At 46.7% G+C, this 17,228-nt stretch carries 21 protein-coding genes; 11 read left to right on the plus strand and 10 right to left on the minus strand.

Annotation, left to right across the window (positions count from 1 at the left end; translation table 11 throughout):
- Nucleotides 1-186: 186 nt before the first annotated feature.
- Both nrdR and glyA read right to left on the minus strand, forming a co-directional pair.
- Nucleotides 187-633: a transcriptional regulator NrdR gene (gene nrdR / locus ICN30_RS04385; RefSeq protein ID WP_216273499.1), complete on the minus strand. Its 447-nt coding sequence runs from the start codon at nt 631-633 to the stop codon at nt 187-189.
- Between the two features lie 11 nt (nt 634-644).
- On the minus strand, nt 645-1,889 hold the full coding sequence (gene glyA / locus ICN30_RS04390; RefSeq protein ID WP_216273500.1) for a serine hydroxymethyltransferase: 1,245 nt from the start codon (nt 1,887-1,889) through the stop codon (nt 645-647).
- A 76-nt stretch (nt 1,890-1,965) separates the two neighbouring features.
- Here glyA and tolQ point away from each other — a divergent pair, with 76 nt between their 5' ends.
- The 7 genes from tolQ to queC all read left to right on the plus strand — a co-directional run bounded on the left by tolQ (nt 1,966) and on the right by queC (nt 7,338).
- Nucleotides 1,966-2,622: a protein TolQ gene (gene tolQ / locus ICN30_RS04395; protein ID WP_216273501.1), complete on the plus strand. Its 657-nt coding sequence runs from the start codon at nt 1,966-1,968 to the stop codon at nt 2,620-2,622.
- Nucleotides 2,623-2,624: 2 nt separating this feature from the next.
- Nucleotides 2,625-3,044, plus strand: coding sequence for an ExbD/TolR family protein (locus ICN30_RS04400; protein WP_015420456.1), 420 nt, complete (start codon nt 2,625-2,627; stop codon nt 3,042-3,044).
- A 19-nt stretch (nt 3,045-3,063) separates the two neighbouring features.
- Entirely contained in the window at nt 3,064-3,882 is an 819-nt protein-coding gene (gene tolA / locus ICN30_RS04405; protein ID WP_216273502.1) for a cell envelope integrity protein TolA, read from the plus strand.
- Nucleotides 3,883-3,885: 3 nt separating this feature from the next.
- Nucleotides 3,886-5,208 carry a Tol-Pal system beta propeller repeat protein TolB gene (gene tolB, locus ICN30_RS04410; protein WP_370626594.1) on the plus strand — a complete coding sequence of 441 codons (1,323 nt, stop codon included), beginning with the start codon at nt 3,886-3,888 and terminating at the stop codon, nt 5,206-5,208.
- Between the two features lie 126 nt (nt 5,209-5,334).
- Nucleotides 5,335-5,835, plus strand: coding sequence for a peptidoglycan-associated lipoprotein Pal (pal, locus tag ICN30_RS04415; protein WP_216273503.1), 501 nt, complete (start codon nt 5,335-5,337; stop codon nt 5,833-5,835).
- Nucleotides 5,835-6,566, plus strand: coding sequence for a tol-pal system protein YbgF (gene ybgF / locus ICN30_RS04420; protein WP_216273504.1), 732 nt, complete (start codon nt 5,835-5,837; stop codon nt 6,564-6,566). Before pal ends, ybgF begins: the two co-directional genes overlap by 1 nt.
- A 31-nt stretch (nt 6,567-6,597) precedes the next feature.
- Nucleotides 6,598-7,338, plus strand: a complete 741-nt coding sequence (gene queC, locus ICN30_RS04425; protein WP_216273505.1) for a 7-cyano-7-deazaguanine synthase QueC — start codon at nt 6,598-6,600, stop codon at nt 7,336-7,338.
- A gap of 14 nt (nt 7,339-7,352) precedes the next feature.
- Here queC and ICN30_RS04430 read toward each other — a convergent pair whose 3' ends face one another.
- The 5 genes from ICN30_RS04430 to ICN30_RS04450 all read right to left on the minus strand — a co-directional run bounded on the left by ICN30_RS04430 (nt 7,353) and on the right by ICN30_RS04450 (nt 10,715).
- Nucleotides 7,353-7,973, minus strand: a complete 621-nt coding sequence (locus ICN30_RS04430) for a riboflavin synthase (RefSeq protein WP_216273507.1) — start codon at nt 7,971-7,973, stop codon at nt 7,353-7,355.
- Nucleotides 7,974-8,047: 74 nt separating this feature from the next.
- The gene (ribD, locus tag ICN30_RS04435) at nt 8,048-9,163 is read right to left on the minus strand and encodes a bifunctional diaminohydroxyphosphoribosylaminopyrimidine deaminase/5-amino-6-(5-phosphoribosylamino)uracil reductase RibD (RefSeq protein ID WP_216273509.1); all 1,116 of its coding nucleotides are present in this window, start codon (nt 9,161-9,163) and stop codon (nt 8,048-8,050) included.
- Between the two features lie 47 nt (nt 9,164-9,210).
- Nucleotides 9,211-9,759, minus strand: a complete 549-nt coding sequence (locus ICN30_RS04440; protein ID WP_255533100.1) for a GspH/FimT family pseudopilin — start codon at nt 9,757-9,759, stop codon at nt 9,211-9,213.
- Nucleotides 9,752-10,081 (minus strand): hypothetical protein, encoded by a 330-nt coding sequence (locus ICN30_RS04445; protein WP_216273511.1) that lies wholly within the window; start codon nt 10,079-10,081, stop codon nt 9,752-9,754. The genes ICN30_RS04440 and ICN30_RS04445 overlap by 8 nt, the downstream gene beginning before the upstream one ends.
- 7 nt (nt 10,082-10,088) lie before the next feature.
- The gene (locus ICN30_RS04450; RefSeq protein ID WP_216273514.1) at nt 10,089-10,715 is read right to left on the minus strand and encodes a hypothetical protein; all 627 of its coding nucleotides are present in this window, start codon (nt 10,713-10,715) and stop codon (nt 10,089-10,091) included.
- A gap of 411 nt (nt 10,716-11,126) precedes the next feature.
- On the opposite strand from ICN30_RS04450, the gene ribBA reads away from it, so the two are divergent.
- The 4 genes from ribBA (at nt 11,127) to ICN30_RS04470 (ending at nt 14,927) form a co-directional block, all read left to right on the plus strand.
- On the plus strand, nt 11,127-12,266 hold the full coding sequence (gene ribBA, locus ICN30_RS04455; RefSeq protein ID WP_216273516.1) for a bifunctional 3,4-dihydroxy-2-butanone-4-phosphate synthase/GTP cyclohydrolase II: 1,140 nt from the start codon (nt 11,127-11,129) through the stop codon (nt 12,264-12,266).
- Nucleotides 12,267-12,284: 18 nt separating this feature from the next.
- Nucleotides 12,285-12,800 carry a 6,7-dimethyl-8-ribityllumazine synthase gene (ribH, locus tag ICN30_RS04460; RefSeq protein ID WP_216273518.1) on the plus strand — a complete coding sequence of 172 codons (516 nt, stop codon included), beginning with the start codon at nt 12,285-12,287 and terminating at the stop codon, nt 12,798-12,800.
- Nucleotides 12,801-12,808: 8 nt separating this feature from the next.
- Nucleotides 12,809-13,309 carry a transcription antitermination factor NusB gene (gene nusB / locus ICN30_RS04465; RefSeq protein WP_216273520.1) on the plus strand — a complete coding sequence of 167 codons (501 nt, stop codon included), beginning with the start codon at nt 12,809-12,811 and terminating at the stop codon, nt 13,307-13,309.
- A 139-nt stretch (nt 13,310-13,448) separates the two neighbouring features.
- Entirely contained in the window at nt 13,449-14,927 is a 1,479-nt protein-coding gene (locus ICN30_RS04470; protein WP_216273522.1) for an NAD-dependent succinate-semialdehyde dehydrogenase, read from the plus strand.
- Nucleotides 14,928-14,997: 70 nt separating this feature from the next.
- Here ICN30_RS04470 and trmB read toward each other — a convergent pair whose 3' ends face one another.
- From trmB to ICN30_RS04485, 3 genes are read right to left on the minus strand one after another with little or no spacing between them, the layout of a single operon-like run.
- Nucleotides 14,998-15,795 (minus strand): tRNA (guanosine(46)-N7)-methyltransferase TrmB, encoded by a 798-nt coding sequence (gene trmB / locus ICN30_RS04475; protein WP_370626595.1) that lies wholly within the window; start codon nt 15,793-15,795, stop codon nt 14,998-15,000.
- Nucleotides 15,796-15,833: 38 nt separating this feature from the next.
- Nucleotides 15,834-16,292 (minus strand): DUF2721 domain-containing protein, encoded by a 459-nt coding sequence (locus ICN30_RS04480; protein WP_216273526.1) that lies wholly within the window; start codon nt 16,290-16,292, stop codon nt 15,834-15,836.
- 36 nt (nt 16,293-16,328) lie between these two features.
- On the minus strand, nt 16,329-17,177 hold the full coding sequence (locus tag ICN30_RS04485) for an undecaprenyl-diphosphate phosphatase (protein ID WP_216273528.1): 849 nt from the start codon (nt 17,175-17,177) through the stop codon (nt 16,329-16,331).
- Nucleotides 17,178-17,228 lie beyond the last annotated feature (51 nt).

Consider the following 17,228-nt stretch of genomic DNA (forward strand, 5'->3'; position numbering starts at 1 on the left):
GCTTTAAAACCACCCTTACCGGAGAGGTAATGCTGAATAACTTCTAGTTTGAACTCTTTGCTGTATTTGGACATGAGACTGACCCTTTTGAGTTGGATTTGGTGTCCAACTTTTGTGGGTCAGTTCACATTGCAGTCCTTTTTTATTTCTTTGATGTATTTAATTAACTGAGTATTGAAGTTTTTCTTATTTCAATTCTTTCAGCGCACTCTCAAACGATTCAATATCCGCAAAGCTTCTGTAGACAGAGGCGAAGCGAATATAAGCAACTTTATCTAGGCGCTTGAGTTCACGCATCACCAGCTCGCCTACACGTTCGCTTGGGATTTCCTTTTCACCTAGGCTGAGTAATTTCTCTTCAATCCGAGCAATAGATTCATCAACAGAGTCAGAAGAGACTGGACGCTTACGCAATGCAAGCTTAATTGAACTAGCCAGCTTGTCATGACTGTAATCAACGCGGCTACCGTTCTTTTTGACAATGGCCGGAAGAACTAGCTCAACACGCTCATAAGTTGTGAATCGTTTATCGCATTTCGCACAACGGCGACGACGGCGAATGGTATCGCCCTCGTCCGATACCCGGGTATCCAGAACCTGGGTATCGTCGTTATGACAAAAGGGGCAGCGCAATGAGGACTTTCTTAACCGTAGACTGGGAAACGCTTCGTGAGCTCAGCAACCTGCGCACGAACCTTAGCAATATTGTCAGCATCATTTGGATTGTCTAAAACATCCGCAATGAAATTACCAACTTGACGCGCTTCCACTTCCTTAAAGCCACGAGTAGTCATCGCTGGTGAACCCAAACGAATACCACTAGTCACCATTGGTTTCTCTGGATCATTTGGAATACCGTTCTTATTGCAAGTGATGTGTGCTTCACCCAATACACGCTCAGCTTCTTTACCAGTCATTTTCTTGGCGCGTAAGTCCACCAACATCACGTGTGAATCTGTACCGCCAGATACGATACGCAGACCGCGCTCTATCAATGTTTCAGCTAAGGCTTTTGCGTTAGCAACTACCTGTTTTTGGTAATCAATAAATCCAGGCTCTTGCGCCTCTTTAAACGCTGCAGCCTTACCAGCGATCACGTGCATCAAAGGACCGCCCTGTAGGCCAGGGAATACCGCGGAGTTAATTGCTTTCTCGTGCTCTGCTTTCATCAAGATGATGCCGCCACGTGGGCCGCGCAAACTCTTGTGAGTAGTAGAAGTAACAATGTCAGCATGTGGCACTGGATTTGGATAAACACCAGCAGCTACCAAGCCTGCATAGTGAGCCATATCCACCATGAAAATCGCGCCCACTTCTTTAGCCAATTTACCGATGCGCTCAAAATCAATTTTTTTGGAATACGCAGAAGCGCCAGCAATGATCAACTTTGGTTTGTGCTCACGCGCCAAACGCTCCATTTGGTCGTAATCAATTTCTTCATTTTTATCTAAGCCATAAGCGATTGGGTTAAACCACTTGCCGCTCATGTTCAATGCCATACCGTGGGTTAAGTGACCGCCTTCAGCCAAACTCATACCCATGAATGTGTCGCCCGGCTTCAAGAAAGCCAAGAACACTGCCTGGTTAGCAGACGCTCCACAATGCGGCTGAACGTTCGCTGCTTCAGCACCAAACAAAGCCTTCACACGATCAATCGCCAATTGCTCAGCGACGTCGACGAACTCACAACCACCGTAATAACGCTTACCTGGATAGCCTTCAGCATACTTATTGGTCAACTGAGAGCCCTGTGCCTGCATCACTGCTGGTGAGGTGTAGTTCTCAGAAGCGATCAGCTCGATATGGTCTTCTTGACGCTTATTCTCATTCTGAATCGCTGCCCATAATTCTGGGTCAGTTTTGGCTAAGGTGTTTTGGCGGTCAAACATGGTCATAATCCTGATGAAGTTGTATTGCTGAGTGAATTAACTTAGTAAAATCAACCTACATCATACAAAATCCACCATGACCACCACACAAGACCTCTCATTCCTCTCCCTAGTCCTTAATGCCAGCCTATTAGTCCAGTTAGTAATGTTGTTATTACTAAGCATGTCTGTAGCCTCTTGGACCATCATTTTTAAGAAAACCGCCATTCTGCGGGGCGTAAGACAAGATACTGAGCGTTTTGAGCGGGATTTTTGGTCTGGCGGCGACCTAAACACCCTTTTAGAGGCAGCGCAGCGCAATACCCGTAGTGATGCCGTTTTAGAGCACATCTTCGAAGCTGGCATGCAGGAGTTCATGAAAGTCCGTGAAATCGACGCTGCCCGCCGAGCCATGAAAGCCACCTACCAGCGCGAAATGGACATGCTGGAAGCCAACCTACCCTTCTTGGCCTCCGTGGGCTCAGTCTCCCCTTATATCGGCCTCTTTGGCACCGTTTGGGGGATCATGCACTCCTTCCGTGGCTTAGCTAACGTCCAGAATGCGACATTGTCTGCCGTAGCCCCTGGTATTGCAGAAGCACTGATCGCAACCGCTATCGGTCTGTTTGCCGCTATCCCCGCTGTTGTTGCCTATAACCGTGCCGCTACTGATGTAGATCGCTTGGCAATTCGTTTTGAAACCTTCATTGAAGAGTTCACCAACATCTTGCAACGTCAAGCTTCAGGCAAATAAGCATGGCCGGCTCACTTAGAAAATCTTCAAAGCGTCGGGCAATGGCCGACATCAATGTAGTTCCCTACATTGATGTGATGTTGGTATTGCTTGTCATCTTCATGGTGACTGCACCGATGGTCAATCCTGGTGTTGTGAATCTGCCCACTGTCGGTGGCGCAAAAGTGCAATCTTTGCCGCCCGTCTTTTTAACGATTGATGCCAATGAAAATGTCATCGTTCGTAAAGATGGTGATCCTGTTCAAACATTAAATAAATTTGAACTCGGTGCATTTGCAAGATCACAAGCAGAAAAGTCTGCTGAGCAACCCGTAGTTCTTGCTGCCGACAAATCCATTAAATATGAAGTTGTAATGGAAGTGATGTCCAAGCTCAAAGAGAATGGCGTGAAACGTGTCGGCCTTGCCGTGAAGAGCCAATAAGCCTCTTTGTATTGCATACATGAATAGCGCGCAAACTTTTCACTCGACCTTTACTCGAGGACGCCCAACTAAAAACGAAAGCACTAAACGTGCTTTTAGTTTTTCACTGGCTGCGCACTTAGGTTTACTTGCATTCTTAGTCATCGGCATTAGCTGGAATAACTCCACGCCCTCTGGTGTTGAGGTTGAGCTCTGGGATGCTAATCAACAAGTTGAAGCGCCTGTTGAGCCTGAAGTAAAAACTGAGATGAAGGAAGAAGCGGCTGACATCGCGATCAAGAAAAAGAAGGTGGAAAAAGAGCCTCCTAAAAAAGAGGTTGTGAAAGAAACTCCAAAACCAGTGAAACCGACTCCGCCTAAGGAGAAGGAAAAAGAGAAGCCCAAAAAGACGGAGCCAGCTAAAAAAGTTGAGGCTCCTAAAGCGGCGACTCCTGCAGACACCAAAGCAAATGCTGCCGCTGAAAAAGTGCGTGCAGATCAGTTGGCGCGCTTACGTGCAGCAGCTGGCGCCGAAGGTGGTAGCGGTGGCACGAGTGGTAGCGGCGTTGGCGGTGGCGGCAATGCGCCTCCTGGCTGGACAGATAAAGTGGTGAAGAAAGTAAAACCGCTCATCGTGTTTAACCCAGAATCCATCAGCGGCAATCCAGCGGCAGTTGTTAAAGTCAATCTAGCGCCGGATGGTGCAATCTTAAGTACAGAGCTTGTCACCTCTAGTGGCAATGCCGGTTGGGATCGCGCAGTCCTACTCGCACTCACTCGCGCAGAAAGTCTGCCGAAAGACGACAATGGCAAAATTCCTCAAAGAGAAGTTAAGCTGACCTTTAAACCCAAGGACTAAAGCATGTTGCAAGTAGCTAAACGTATTGCCTATAAACAAGGTTCTTCATTGTTGGCATCAATATTCGTAGTGATGCTGTCCATGACTGGCCTGAGTTCTTCTGCGCTAGCGCAAATGAATATTCAAATCACTGGCGTAGGTCAGTCTCTCTATCCTATCGCCGTAATGCGCTTTAAGGATGAGAATAAGTTGCCGACTAGCGTGACCGACATCATTCGCCAAGACTTAGCGCGCAGCGGGTATTTTAAAAATACTGAGAACGGCAATGCTAGCGAGAGTGACGAGGGCACACCAAATTACAAATCTTGGGCAGCTCGCGGTGCAGATGCTTTAGCCGTAGGCTCTGTAGTGCAGACCGGCGCAGGCCAGTTTGAGATTCGTTACAAGCTTTTTGATATTCGCAAATCTGAAAGTCTTGGCGGCTTGAATATTAATTCCAGCGCAGACAATTTACGCGCAGCAGCCCACAAAATTGCTGATGACATCATCTTCAAACTATTAGGCGAGCGCGGCATCTTCTCAACCCGCCTCTCCTACGTTATCAAAGAAGGTAAACGTTATCGTCTCGTGATCTCTGACGCGGACGGTCAAAATATTCGCAATGCCATGAATAGCGGCGAGCCAATCATCTCTCCATCATGGTCACCTGATGGCAAGAAAGTGGCTTATGTTTCTTTCGAAGATCGCAAACCCGTCATTTACGTTCACGAACTAGCAACTGGCCGCCGCATCTCTCTGTCAAACCAGAAGGGAAACAATAGTGCGCCAGCCTGGTCACCTGATGGCAAGAAATTGGCAATCTCTCTTTCTAAGGATGGCAATACCCAGATCTATAGCATCAATGCTGATGGCACAGGTTTGCAGCGCATTACCCGCGGCTACACCATTGACACTGAGCCCCAATATTCAGCAGATGGTCGTTATATCTATTTCACGAGTGATCGCGGTGGCAATCCCCAGATTTACCGGATGAGCGCTGAAGGCGAGCAAGTCGAAGGTGCAAAGCGCATTACTTATAAGCAAGGTTTTGTGACCTCACCACGTATTTCACCGGATGGTAAGTATTTGGCCTATATCGCTAATATTGGTGGCGCATTCCGCCTCTATATCCTCAACTTGGCTACTGGCGATTCCCAAGCGCTCACCGATGGCACTACCGATGAGTCCCCGTCGTTTGCAGCAAATGGTCGTTATGTCCTATATTCCACCAAAGTGGGCGGCAAACGGGTTTTGGCTGCGGTGTCGGTAGATGGAAACTCAAAACAGGTATTGAGCATTCCGGGGTCTGATGTTCGTCAGCCGTCATGGGGTCCATTTATGGACTAAATCCCAGCTAAGTCATAGCTAGACAGCCAGACCTTTCTGGCGAAATAGCCAATATTGGGCTCTTGGGGGCATAATATTGGCTATTAGCTTATTTGGTTACTCAGTTTGTAGGAAAAAGGACAGATCATGAAGATTTCTATCGCACGCCGCACCGCAACCCTCACCCTCGTTGGTGTAACAGCCTTATTTTTAGCGGCTTGCTCCAGCGTCAAATTAGATGATGTTGACGGCGCAAATGGTGGTGGTAGTGGTAACTATGGCTCACAACCTTGGAATGATCCAAGTAGCCCACTTTTCCAACGCAGCGTGTACTTTGATTTGAATGAATACACCGTTCAAACTAAATACCAAAAACAATTGTCTGCTCATGCAAGCTTCTTAAAAGCCAATCCTCAGCAAAAGGTCATCATTCAAGGCAATACCGATGAGCGCGGTACCGCAGAGTACAACTTGGCTTTGGGTCAACGTCGTTCAGACGCAGTACGTAAGTCACTTAACTTGATGGGTGTTTCTGAAAACCAAATGGAAGCAGTGAGCTTTGGTAAAGAAAAGCCAAAAGCTGAAGGCGACAACGAAGCAGCTTGGGCAGAAAATCGCCGTTCTGACATTGTTTACATTACTAACTAATGCGCACCCTTACACATTCTTTTAAACAAACGCTCTCACGAGCGTTTTGTTTAAGTGCCGCCGCTCTTTGCTTAAGCACCTCCAGCAATGCATGGGCTCTCTTTGCTGATGATGATGCTCGCAAAGCCATCTTAGATTTACGTAAATCATTTGCGACTGCGCAAATGGATTTACAAAATCAGATTGAAAAACTCAAAGCCGATAATGCAGAGCTTCGTGGCAAGATTGAAAATCTTGAAAAGCAAGGTGACGATATCAGCACAAGTCAGAAAACCTACTACCAAGATCTGGATAACCGCTTAGGTAATTTTGAGCCCCGTACAGCTACGATTGAGGGCGTAAGCGGCACAGTCCAACCTGGCGAGAAAAAAGCTTATGACGATGCCTTAAAAGCCTTCCAAGCCGGCAATCTCAAGAAGGCAGATGAAGGCTTCTCTGCTTTTGTAAATCGCTACCCTAAGAGCCCTTACGTACCGCTAGCACTCTTTTGGAGCGGTAATAGCAAATACGCCAATAAGGATTACACGGGTGCAATTACCCAGTTACAAAGCCTGATTAAGCGCTACCCAACGCACCCACGTATTCCGTCAGCGATGCTGACACTTGGAAATGCGCAATTGGAAAGCGGCAATAAAGCGGCTGCCAAGAAAACCTTTGGCGAGATCATCAGCAAGTTCCCAGACACTGAAGCAGCAAAAGATGCGCAGCAACTCATCGCTGCAACGAAGTAATTCAATAAGCTAAGTAAAGAAACGTTTCGCCATGTCATCGCTGTCTGCTGCCTTTCAGAACATCGCTCCGCGCAAACCGAATGCGCCTGCCGTCATTTTGTTTTCAGGCGGATTAGATTCGAGCACGATTCTAGCTTTGGCAAAAGATCTTGGTTACGCACCTTATGTCTTATCAGTAGGCTATGGTCAACGTCATTCCTCTGAATTAGCGGCAGCAAAACATATTGCGAAGAAGACGGGTGTTGTGCGTCACGAGGTCGTGAATTTAGATCTCACTCGTTTCGGCGGCTCTGCTCTGACTGACTCATCCATCGACATTCCGATTACCCCGGGTAAAGATTTAGAAATCCCCGTTACTTATGTTCCTGCCCGCAATACGATTTTGTTATCTCTTGCTTTAGGGTGGGCTGAGTCATTGGGTGGATTAGATATTTTTTATGGCGCTAATGCCGTTGACTACTCAGGCTATCCTGACTGCCGCCCAGAATATGTCGCCTCATTTGAGACGATGGCGAACCTAGCCACTAAGGCTGGTGTAGAGGCACTCAATAATGAGAATCGCTTCCGGGTGCATGCACCCATCATCAGCATGAGCAAAGCAGAAATCATTCAACTGGGCACCACTTTAGGTGTCGACTACTCTCAAACCGTTTCTTGCTATCAGGCGAATGATTTAGGTGAAGCTTGTGGTGAGTGTGAATCTTGCCGTTTGAGACAGGCAGGCTTCAAGCAAGCCAACTTAGGCGATCCAACCCGCTACCAGAAGAAGTAATTCAGGTCTTTTACTTAAGTATCACTCTGGGTTTCTAGCATCCGCGCAACATAACGCGCGATTAAATCTATCTCTAGATTCACCGCATCATCCTGCTTTAGCTTGCCTAGTGTCGTGTTCTCAAGAGTATGGGGAATGATGTTGATATCTACCAAGCAAGCATCTTTACTGTCTTGCGTTTTGTTTACAGTTAATGAAACGCCATTCACCACAATTGATCCCTTGTAGGCCAAGAATGGCGCCAATGCCTTGGGGGCTTCAATTTGCAGAAGCCAAGAACCATAAGCATCGTCAGCAACAGTTGCAAAGTGCGCCACCTTGCCAACACCATCAACATGCCCACTCACCAGATGACCGCCTAAGCGATCATTTAATCGCAAGGCCTTCTCCAAGTTCACTGGACCCACTTTATCCAGGCCAACCGTCTTGTTTAAAGACTCGCGTGAGATATCCAGAGCAAAAGTGCTGCCTGTAAATTCAGTAGCCGTCATGCATGCACCCTGAATAGCAATACTGTCACCCAATGCAACATCATCGAGATATCCAGAAGGCACTTCAACTACTAAGTGCAGGCCATCACCTTTAGCTTGAGCGCTTTTAATTTGGCCAACGGCAGTAATAATTCCAGTAAACATAATGAGATCTTAAATAGGTTTTTGTAATTTTTTTGAATGGTTGTTTCTTGTTGTCTCTTATTGTTTCTTATTTGCTATTTCTTGCTCAGGCGCAAACGAAGATCTGGGCCAAATAGACTTTGATCAATGATTTGCCAATCTTGACGTTGATCCAAAACCATCAATGGGGAGATGTTAGCCATCCCGATACCGTCACCCATAAAGAAGGGTGCGTAATAGAGCAAAAGCTCATCAACACAATCCTCTCTCAGTAAAGATCCATTGAGCTTAAATCCAGCCTCGACATGGATTTCATTCATATGGCGCTCTTTTGCTAAATACGCAAAGAGTTTTGGCAAATCCACCTTACCGTTGGCGTTGGAGATCGCGATAACTTCAACACCAAGAACTTCAAATGCTTTTGCCTTAGCTCGACTCTCCTGAGAATCCAATGAAGCGCAAACCAAGATGACGCCTGATGCTTGAGGCTTACTCAACACCTTTGCGTTCAGAGGCGTCTCGAGCTTGGAGTCCACAATAATTCTCCAGGGCTGGCGCTCAGTTTTGACATCACGAACATTGAGGCTTGGGTCATCTTCTTTAACGGTGCCTACACCAGTCAATATGGCACAAGCTTGTGCACGCCAATGATGGCCATCTGCCCTGGCCAAAGGACCGGTAATCCATTGGCTTTGGCCATTAGATAAGGCCGTCTTACCGTCTAAGCTGGCAGCGATCTTCATACGAACCCAAGGCAAGCCTCGAGTCATCCTGGAAATAAATCCTCGGTTTAATGCTTGAGCTTCAGATTCCAATAACCCACACCGCACATCAATACCCGCGGCCTTTAATCGCTCAAGACCTTTGCCGCCAACTAAAGGATTGGGATCTAACATTGCCACAATCACCATGGCTGGCTTGGCTGCAATCAAGGCGTCGACACAAGGCGGCGTTCTACCGGTGTGATTACATGGTTCTAAGGTGACATAGATCGTAGATCCAGCAGGATTCAGCCCTTTTGATTTCACATCAGCTAAGGCCTGAACTTCCGCATGGGGTCCGCCTACTCTTTGGGTATGCCCGCGCCCAATCACCTCTCCATCTTTCACAATGATGCATCCCACCCGTGGGTTGGGGTTCGATAGGTAAAGAGCATGCTGAGCCTCGGCTAAGGCCTGGCTCATAAATTGATGGTCGACTGCGGTGTACATGGGTCTATTAAAACCGATTGTGGGCATAAGCAGCAAATTTACCCTCCTTACTTACAGGCTTTGGAGTCCTTGCTTGGATCGCAAATTCTCCAGCGACCCCCACTGCCTAAGATGAGATGACGCTCAAGCCCAGAATCTCGGTCGTGACCCAATATCAGGCGATTAGCTACAAACCCACCATGCGCTGTTTTTGCAGCACCAGCAGCATTAAACAAAATACCCCTCTTGGAGGTATGAGGATCAATAAACTGCTTACCTCCGCCCTTGAAATACACCTGCGCAAGATCCCCTTGGGAAATCCACTGCCGTTCTATGCACATTGATTTTGGCTGATGTTCATCACAAACATTTTTAACCGCCCAACCCTCCTCCCACAGGCCACCATTCAATGGAGTAATGCGTACAGGCGCACCCAATACAAATGCTTGAGCTCTTGCAAATTGAGCGTGCGCAATAAAACGCCTAGCAATGATGTCAATTTCTCGTGCAGCCATTTGCTCATGCAATAAAGGTAATGTCGATATTGCAATGATGGCAATAATCAACACAACAGCCATCAACTCCAGCAAGCTATATCCTTGATCTTGCTTATTCAAATTTCTGACGCCAATTTAGTCGTGTAGCGATATGGGTTTTTGCATCCAAAAATACGAGGATCTCCAAGCTCGGTTTTGATTTGCTGGATATCAACCAAAGATTTTTTCCAGCAGACTGTATATGGCAATTGGAATTTTCTAAGGTCCTGATGTTAGAAAGATGCTGTTCACACTCAAGCAAAGATTTTTCAGCGGCAATAAATTCTTTTTGGGATTGCATGTATGTATTGATGCTCATGACTTCAAGTGCAGCTAAGCGCTCCAACTGAATGACCAGCATTGAGAGTAGTGTCAGTAGCGATAGGGCCCAAGCAATAATCACAATACACTCACAACAGATTACGGGCGGTGAATGTTCGCTCAAACTTCTGGTGAATAGATGCGCCATCCGTCATCTCCAGAATTACCCTAAAAGCCTTGCCAGCACTGGTTGGAAGTACCTCAAAGGAAAGATAGTGAATACCATTCATTAAGGTCGTGTTTTGGAGTCGCCCGTGGCGATCCAGAGATCGGCAGACTAAGGAGCCTCCATTCACCCTTGCCCCTTTGGGTGCAGATGCTTGCCGGTCCACTAAAAATCCTTGCTGCGCTAAATTATTTTTAGTACGCTCTTTTGACAAAGTATTGCCAATGCAATCAAAGTCCAACCCTGAAGATATTCCATGTTTCACCATCAGCGAATCTGATCCTCGGTATCCACTATTTTTCTGAATCTGAATGTAGTTATTCGAGGAAGAATTTTTTCTTACAGATGCAATCGCTGAATTAGCATTTTGATAACCAGCCATCCGAATAGCACGCCCGATTAATTCCAGCGCACGATCTGCTTCTGCAGTCAGAGACTGTGATTTTTCATGCTGGATTTGCTTAGCGATGAACTCGCCGCTATTTTTGATGAGAGGTGCGATCAAGACTAGGGATAGGGCGAGACCGACGAGACACTCCAATAGATTCATCCGCTAACTTTCGTGAAATTTGGTTTGAGTTATTTAGTTGAGTAGCGGTCAATATCGCGAGCTCATGCCGATCCATCTCTTTTCTGAGTTCTACCCTTTTCTCCTGGAGTTGACCTAATCGCAAAATCATCCCCTGGTAGGTATTGCTCAAGCTCATCCAACTACTTGCAACTAGGCTCATTGCTAGCAAAACCTCCAATAAGATGAATCCGTTGGCTGCTGGATTTAAAACATGAGGGCTTGGGGATTTTTGAATTTGAGAGCGCACAGGGCATTTTCTCGAGACTAGAGGTCCAAAAATAGGCCTTTCATGGGTGCTCACTGTCAGAAAAACTGGATATTGCTCCAATATTGACCGCGGTATGCCAGGCTAAAGCCCGAAACCCCCTCCTCAGCTTAAAATAGAGGGCTATGCAAAATAACCTCGCCTCCACAGAAGAAATCGTTGCTGAGCTCAAAGCTGGCAAGATGGTCATTCTGGTCGATGAAGAAGATCGCGAGAATGAAGGTGATTTAGTGCTAGCTGCCGATCATGTCACTCCAGCGGCTGTGAATTTCATGGCTAAGCATGGTCGCGGCTTAATTTGCCTTACTTTGACACGTGAACGCTGCCAACAAATTAACCTACCTTTAATGGTGAGGGATAACGGCACCTCCATGGGTACCAATTTCACCGTTTCGATTGAGGCAGCCAGCGGCGTAACTACTGGTATCTCAGCAGCAGATCGTGCCCACACCATCAAGACGGCGGTTGCCGCAAATGCAAAGCCGAATGATCTAGTTCAGCCAGGCCACATCTTTCCTTTGATGGCACAACCTGGTGGTGTATTGATCCGCTCTGGTCACACTGAGGCTGGATGCGATTTGGCTGCGATGGCTGGTTGTTCACCCACTGCCGTCATTTGCGAGATCATGAAAGATGATGGCAGCATGGCGCGCTTGCCAGACTTGCTCGAGTTTGCCAAAGAACATCAATTAAAGATTGGCAGTATTGCTGATCTCATTAAATACCGTAGCCAACATGAAAGTATTGTGGTGCGTGAGGGTGAGCGTGAGTTCGATACCCCCTGGGGCAAATTTCAGGGAATCATCTACCGCGATACGCCAAGCTCATGCATGCATCTGGCATTAGTGAATGGCAAGCCATCTGAAACTGAAGAAACTCTAGTGCGTGTTCATGAGCCCGTGACAGTTTTAGATTTCTTGGACTCGAATGTCAGTACGCACTCTTGGCCTCTGGCTCAAGCTTTGCAGAAGTTGGCGACTGCACCTTCTGGCGTGGCAGTCCTATTAAATGCATCCGGGATTGCAGCTCCTAACGATGTAGATTGGTTAGCTCAATTTCATAAATTGAATGGCACTCATACTGAAGCAATTGAAAAGCCATTGGCTCGTAAAACTGATTTCCGTAGCTATGGTATCGGCGCGCAAATCCTCAAAGATATCGGCGTTGGAAAAATGCGCTTACTAGCCAACCCCAGTCCAGTGCCCAGCCTTTCCGGATATAAGCTTGAAGTAACCGGCTACACCCCATTCAAATCTAATCAGTAAGTAATCTTAGAAAATAATATGAACACAAGCAATGACGAATCTGCAGTAGGCGTTCTCGCTACCGACCTCAATGGGCAAGATCTGCGCGTGGGCATTGTGCAAGCACGCTTTAATGAAGAGCATTGTGTTGCGCTGACTACCGCTTGCATTGAAGAGCTAATCAAGCTGGGTGTCTCCCAAAGTGATATCAAACTAGTAACCGTACCAGGCGCACTTGAAATTCCCTTTGCACTTCAAAAGTTAGCTGAAACAGGTGAGTTCGATGGCTTAGTTGCACTAGGTGCAATCATCCGTGGTGAGACTTATCACTTTGAACTCGTATCGAATGAATCTGGTGCTGGCATTACCCGCGTTTGCCTTGAGTCTGGATTACCGATTGCCAACGGTGTTCTCACCTGCGAAACGGATGAACAAGCTCAGGTACGCGTTCAGATAAAAGGTGCTGATTGCGCAAGAGCAGTTGTTGAAATGGCCAATCTTGCCCTAGCACTTACTCCCGACATTGATTTTGAAATCAGCCCTTCAGAAGAGTAATTTCCAAAATGAATAAAAACGTTCCTAGCCCACAGGCAGCACCTGCTACACCAAGTGCGCCGAAGCGCTCACTCACGCCACGTCGTCGTGCCCGTGAGTATGCTTTACAAGGCGTTTATCAAAGCCTAGTCATGCGCCGCGCTGGCAGCCTTCCGAATGCTGCGGCCATTGCCAAGCAGTTAGCTGAAGATCCTGGCTTTCGCCGTTGCCAGCATGATTTGTTTCAGGGTATTTTTGCTGGCGTTCTGGAGCGTACTGACGAGTTAGAAGGTCTCATTACCCCAGCACTCGATCGCCCTATCAATGAACTATCTCCTGTAGAGCATGCTGCGCTCCTGATTGGCACATACGAACTAGCTATTGATTTAGCCGTTCCCTACAAAGTAGCTATTAATGAAGCTGTGGAATTAGCGAAAACATTTGGTGGTACGGATGGTCATAAATACGTCAATGGCGTATTGGATCTTTTAGCCCAACAACTCAGGAGCACTGAGGTGCAATCCAGCTAAGCCGAGATACGCATAAGACTCTACCCCCTGCGCTTCCTAGAGGTCCAGGGGGTTTATTTTTGTCCATAGCCTTGGCAGACAATCCAAACTACACTGAGAGATAAAATCAAAATAACTTTTTTACCAAAGAGACATCATCATGCAGAAAACGGATATTCGTAAGTTACTCAAAGATCCAAGCCTATTCAAGGAAGAGGCTTTTATTAATGGTGCATGGTTCAAAAAAAATTCAGGAAAAACGTTTGCAGTTCACAATCCTGCTACTGGTGAGCTCATTGCAGATGTCAGCAATCTTGAACCAATAGATGCTGAGCGAGCAATTGAAGCTGCAGAACAGGCCTTCTCAAGCTGGAAGAGCAAAACCGGAAAAGAGCGCGCTAATGTAATGCGCAAATGGTTTGATCTGATTATTCAGAATACCCAAGACCTAGCCACCCTCATGACTCTTGAGCAAGGCAAGCCGTTAACTGAAGCAGCTGGCGAAGTAGCCTATGGCGCCTCTTTTGTAGAGTGGTTTGCTGAAGAAGCAAAACGAGTTGCTGGCTCCATTCCAAGTACAACTTGGAGCGATAAGCGCATGATCGTTATGAAGCAGCCAATTGGGGTGTGCGTTGCCATTACGCCTTGGAATTTCCCCATTGCTATGATTACACGCAAGATTGCACCCGCAATGGCAGCAGGTTGTACTATCGTGATCAAGCCAGCTGAACTCACGCCACTCAGTGCATTAGCGCTGGCAGAGCTCGCTCAGCGCGCTGGTGTGCCAGCTGGTGTTATCAATATTCTTACTGCGGATGCCGATGAATCTATTGCGATTGGAAAAACACTCTGCGCATCGCCCACCGTCCGCCACTTGTCATTCACTGGCTCAACCGAAGTTGGAAGAATCTTAATGGCGCAATGCGCTCCTACGGTTAAGAAATTGGGTCTAGAGCTCGGTGGTCATGCTCCCTTTATTGTTTTTGAAGATGCCGACATTGATGCAGCTGTTTCAGGTGCGATGGCCTCCAAATATCGCAACTCCGGTCAAACCTGCGTTTGTGCGAACCGCTTCTACGTACATAAAAAAGTACAGGATGAGTTTGTCGAAAAGTTTGCGAAAGCCATTGAAATCATCAAAGTGGGCAACGGCATGGAACCTGGTAATACCCAAGGACCGCTGATTGAACAGGCCGCCCTAGAGAAGGTAGAGAGACATGTAGCTGATGCCATTAGCAAGGGTGCAAAGCTCGTTGCTGGTGGCAAGCCCTCTCCTTTAGGCGGCACTTTTTATGAACCCACCATTTTGTCCAATGTCACCAATGACATGCTCATCACCTATGAAGAGACATTTGGACCAGTCGCACCAATCATTCCATTTGAGAGCGATGAGGAAGCAATCAGACTGGCTAACAATAGCCAATTTGGCTTAGCGTCCTATTTTTACAGTCGCGATATTGGCCGCATCTGGAAAGCCGCTGAAGCGCTTGAGTACGGCATCGTTGGTGTCAACTCTGGAATCATCTCAAATGAGGTTGGTCCATTTGGCGGAATTAAACAGTCCGGCCTGGGCCGTGAAGGTAGCGTCTACGGCATGGATGAATACCTAGAACTCAAATATGTTTGTCTTGGTCTATAAGCTAAGATCAGCAAACCATAAAGCCGCTCATTTAACCTAAAAGAGTGGCTTTATTTTTGTCATCCCTACTTTATTTTTTCTTGTAGACCAAGTCCCAAACACCATGTCCCAACTTAATGCCGCGAGTTTCAAACTTGGTGGTTGGTCTGTAGGCAGGTCTCTCGACATATCCAAGATGCTTAGCGTTGAGTTGCTCAAGAGTCGGTTTAAATTCTTTAAAGGACTCTTTAGCAAGTTCAGTCTCACTGGCAATATCAGCAGCCGAAAAAGTTTCAATGCTCATTTGCTCAGTAGAGGTATTTATCAAATCTGATTCAGCATTTAATACTAAAAGCATTTGCTCAGCATAGTTATGCCAATCAGTAGCGAGATGTAAATAAGCTCCGAGCTTTAAGCGAGAAATCAACAGCCTTACGAACTCCACTTGAATCAAGCGACGTTTGTGGTGACGCTTCTTGTGCCATGGGTCTGCAAAGTAGATGTGAATACCATCCAAGGAATTTGGCGAAATCATTTTGTCCAGAACCTCAACAGCGTCATGGCGAATCAATCGCAAATTAGTGAGGCTATTCTCGCCAATCAGTTTCAGTAAGGCACCTACTCCCGGGGGATGCACCTCAATTGCCAAGAAATCGTCTCCAGTACGCAAGGCAGCAATTTTGGCGGTAGTCTCTCCCATACCAAAACCAATTTCTAATATCTTGGGGCTTGATGAACCATTAAATGCTTTTGGTAGATCCAAAATAGTTTCTTGAAATGGCAACAAAAATTGCGGTCCCAATTCCTCAATGGCACGCTGTTGGCCAGCAGTCGTTCTGCCCGCCCTTAAAACAAAAGAGCGGATGCGCTCAGTTCTTGAAAAATTCACGAGAGAAATACTTTCATGCTTGATAGCGTCTTTAATTTCTATTTTGGAAAAGGTGTGTTCCAACCAGCCGAGCGATAGGCATAAACCACTTCACCCAGCACGATAGAAAGTGAAGTCATAAAGGATATCAATCCCAATACAAATGTCCAGATGACATAAGTTGCCTGCAAAGAACGCACGGCTCCAGCTTGGAAGAAAAATAACTCAAGGACAGTTAAAGAGATAAAGACGCCGCTTAATACATCAAAGAAAATAGCAGCCGTACAAAGACGACCCCGGACTTTTGCCTCATTCGCCTCTTTCATCATGTGAGCGAGCATCTCTGCATCCTGAATGCCACCCTCCTGAATGCGATGCTGAATAGCACGCATACGATCCACTGAACGCGCCAAGCGAGCAGAGATGGCATTAATTAAGGTAGCTACTGCCGTCAATAAAAACACTGGAGCTAAGGCCAGTTGAATGTTATTCGTGATTGCGTCTATTGAGACATCCATGAAAATTCCAATCGATCTTTTTTTGTAAGGCTTATCTCAATGAGACCAAGCAACTAAACCACTATATGCACTTAATAGCACCAGTACACCAAAGACGATGCGATACCAGGCAAATGGGATGAAGTTATGTCCAGCAACATAATGAATTAACCAGCGCACGCAGATAAAAGCAGAAATAAAAGCGGCAATAAAGCCAATCACAATCGCCCAAACAAAATCACCCGAGAGGGAGACTGGATTCTTCCAAAGCTTAAGTAATTCATATGCGGTTGCCCCGCCGATTACCGGAATGGCTAAAAAGAAGGAGAACTCAGTAGCTACTGCTCGCGGTAAGCCAAACAACATACCTCCAATAATGGTCGCGCCTGAGCGAGAAGTTCCAGGGATTAAAGCGGCACACTGAGCCAAACCTACCTTTAAAGCATCGAAAGGGGTTAGGTCATCTACGGACTGAATATAGGATTTGCCCGAGTAAATTAATTTAGCTTGGCGACGTTCAGCCCAAAAAATAATCAAGGCGCCAACGATAAAAGCGCTAGCCACCGGAATGGGAGCAAATAACACCGCTTTAATATGCTTGCCAAAGATGAAGGCCAAGCCCATTGCCGGAATCGAGGCTATCAATAAATTGAGGATAAAGCGTCGAGAGATCGAGCTTGTCCGGGCGGTAGAAGCCACCTTCCAAAGCTTTGCTCGGAACTCCCAGCAGACAGCCAAGATTGCGCCAAACTGAATAATGACCTCGAAGGCCTTCCCGCGCTCATCATTGAAGTTAAGTAAGTCGCCAACCAAAATCAGGTGGCCGGTACTAGAGATTGGCAAAAACTCCGTTAAGCCCTCAACTACTCCCAGTAATACCGCTTTTGCTAGCAAAATTAGATCCATGGCCCTAATTTTATAGATAGATGAAGATGTACTGAAGATTTGGCAAAATAA

This window comes from Polynucleobacter sp. 31A-FELB, assembly GCF_018882405.1.
Taxonomy (GTDB): Bacteria; Pseudomonadota; Gammaproteobacteria; order Burkholderiales; family Burkholderiaceae; genus Polynucleobacter.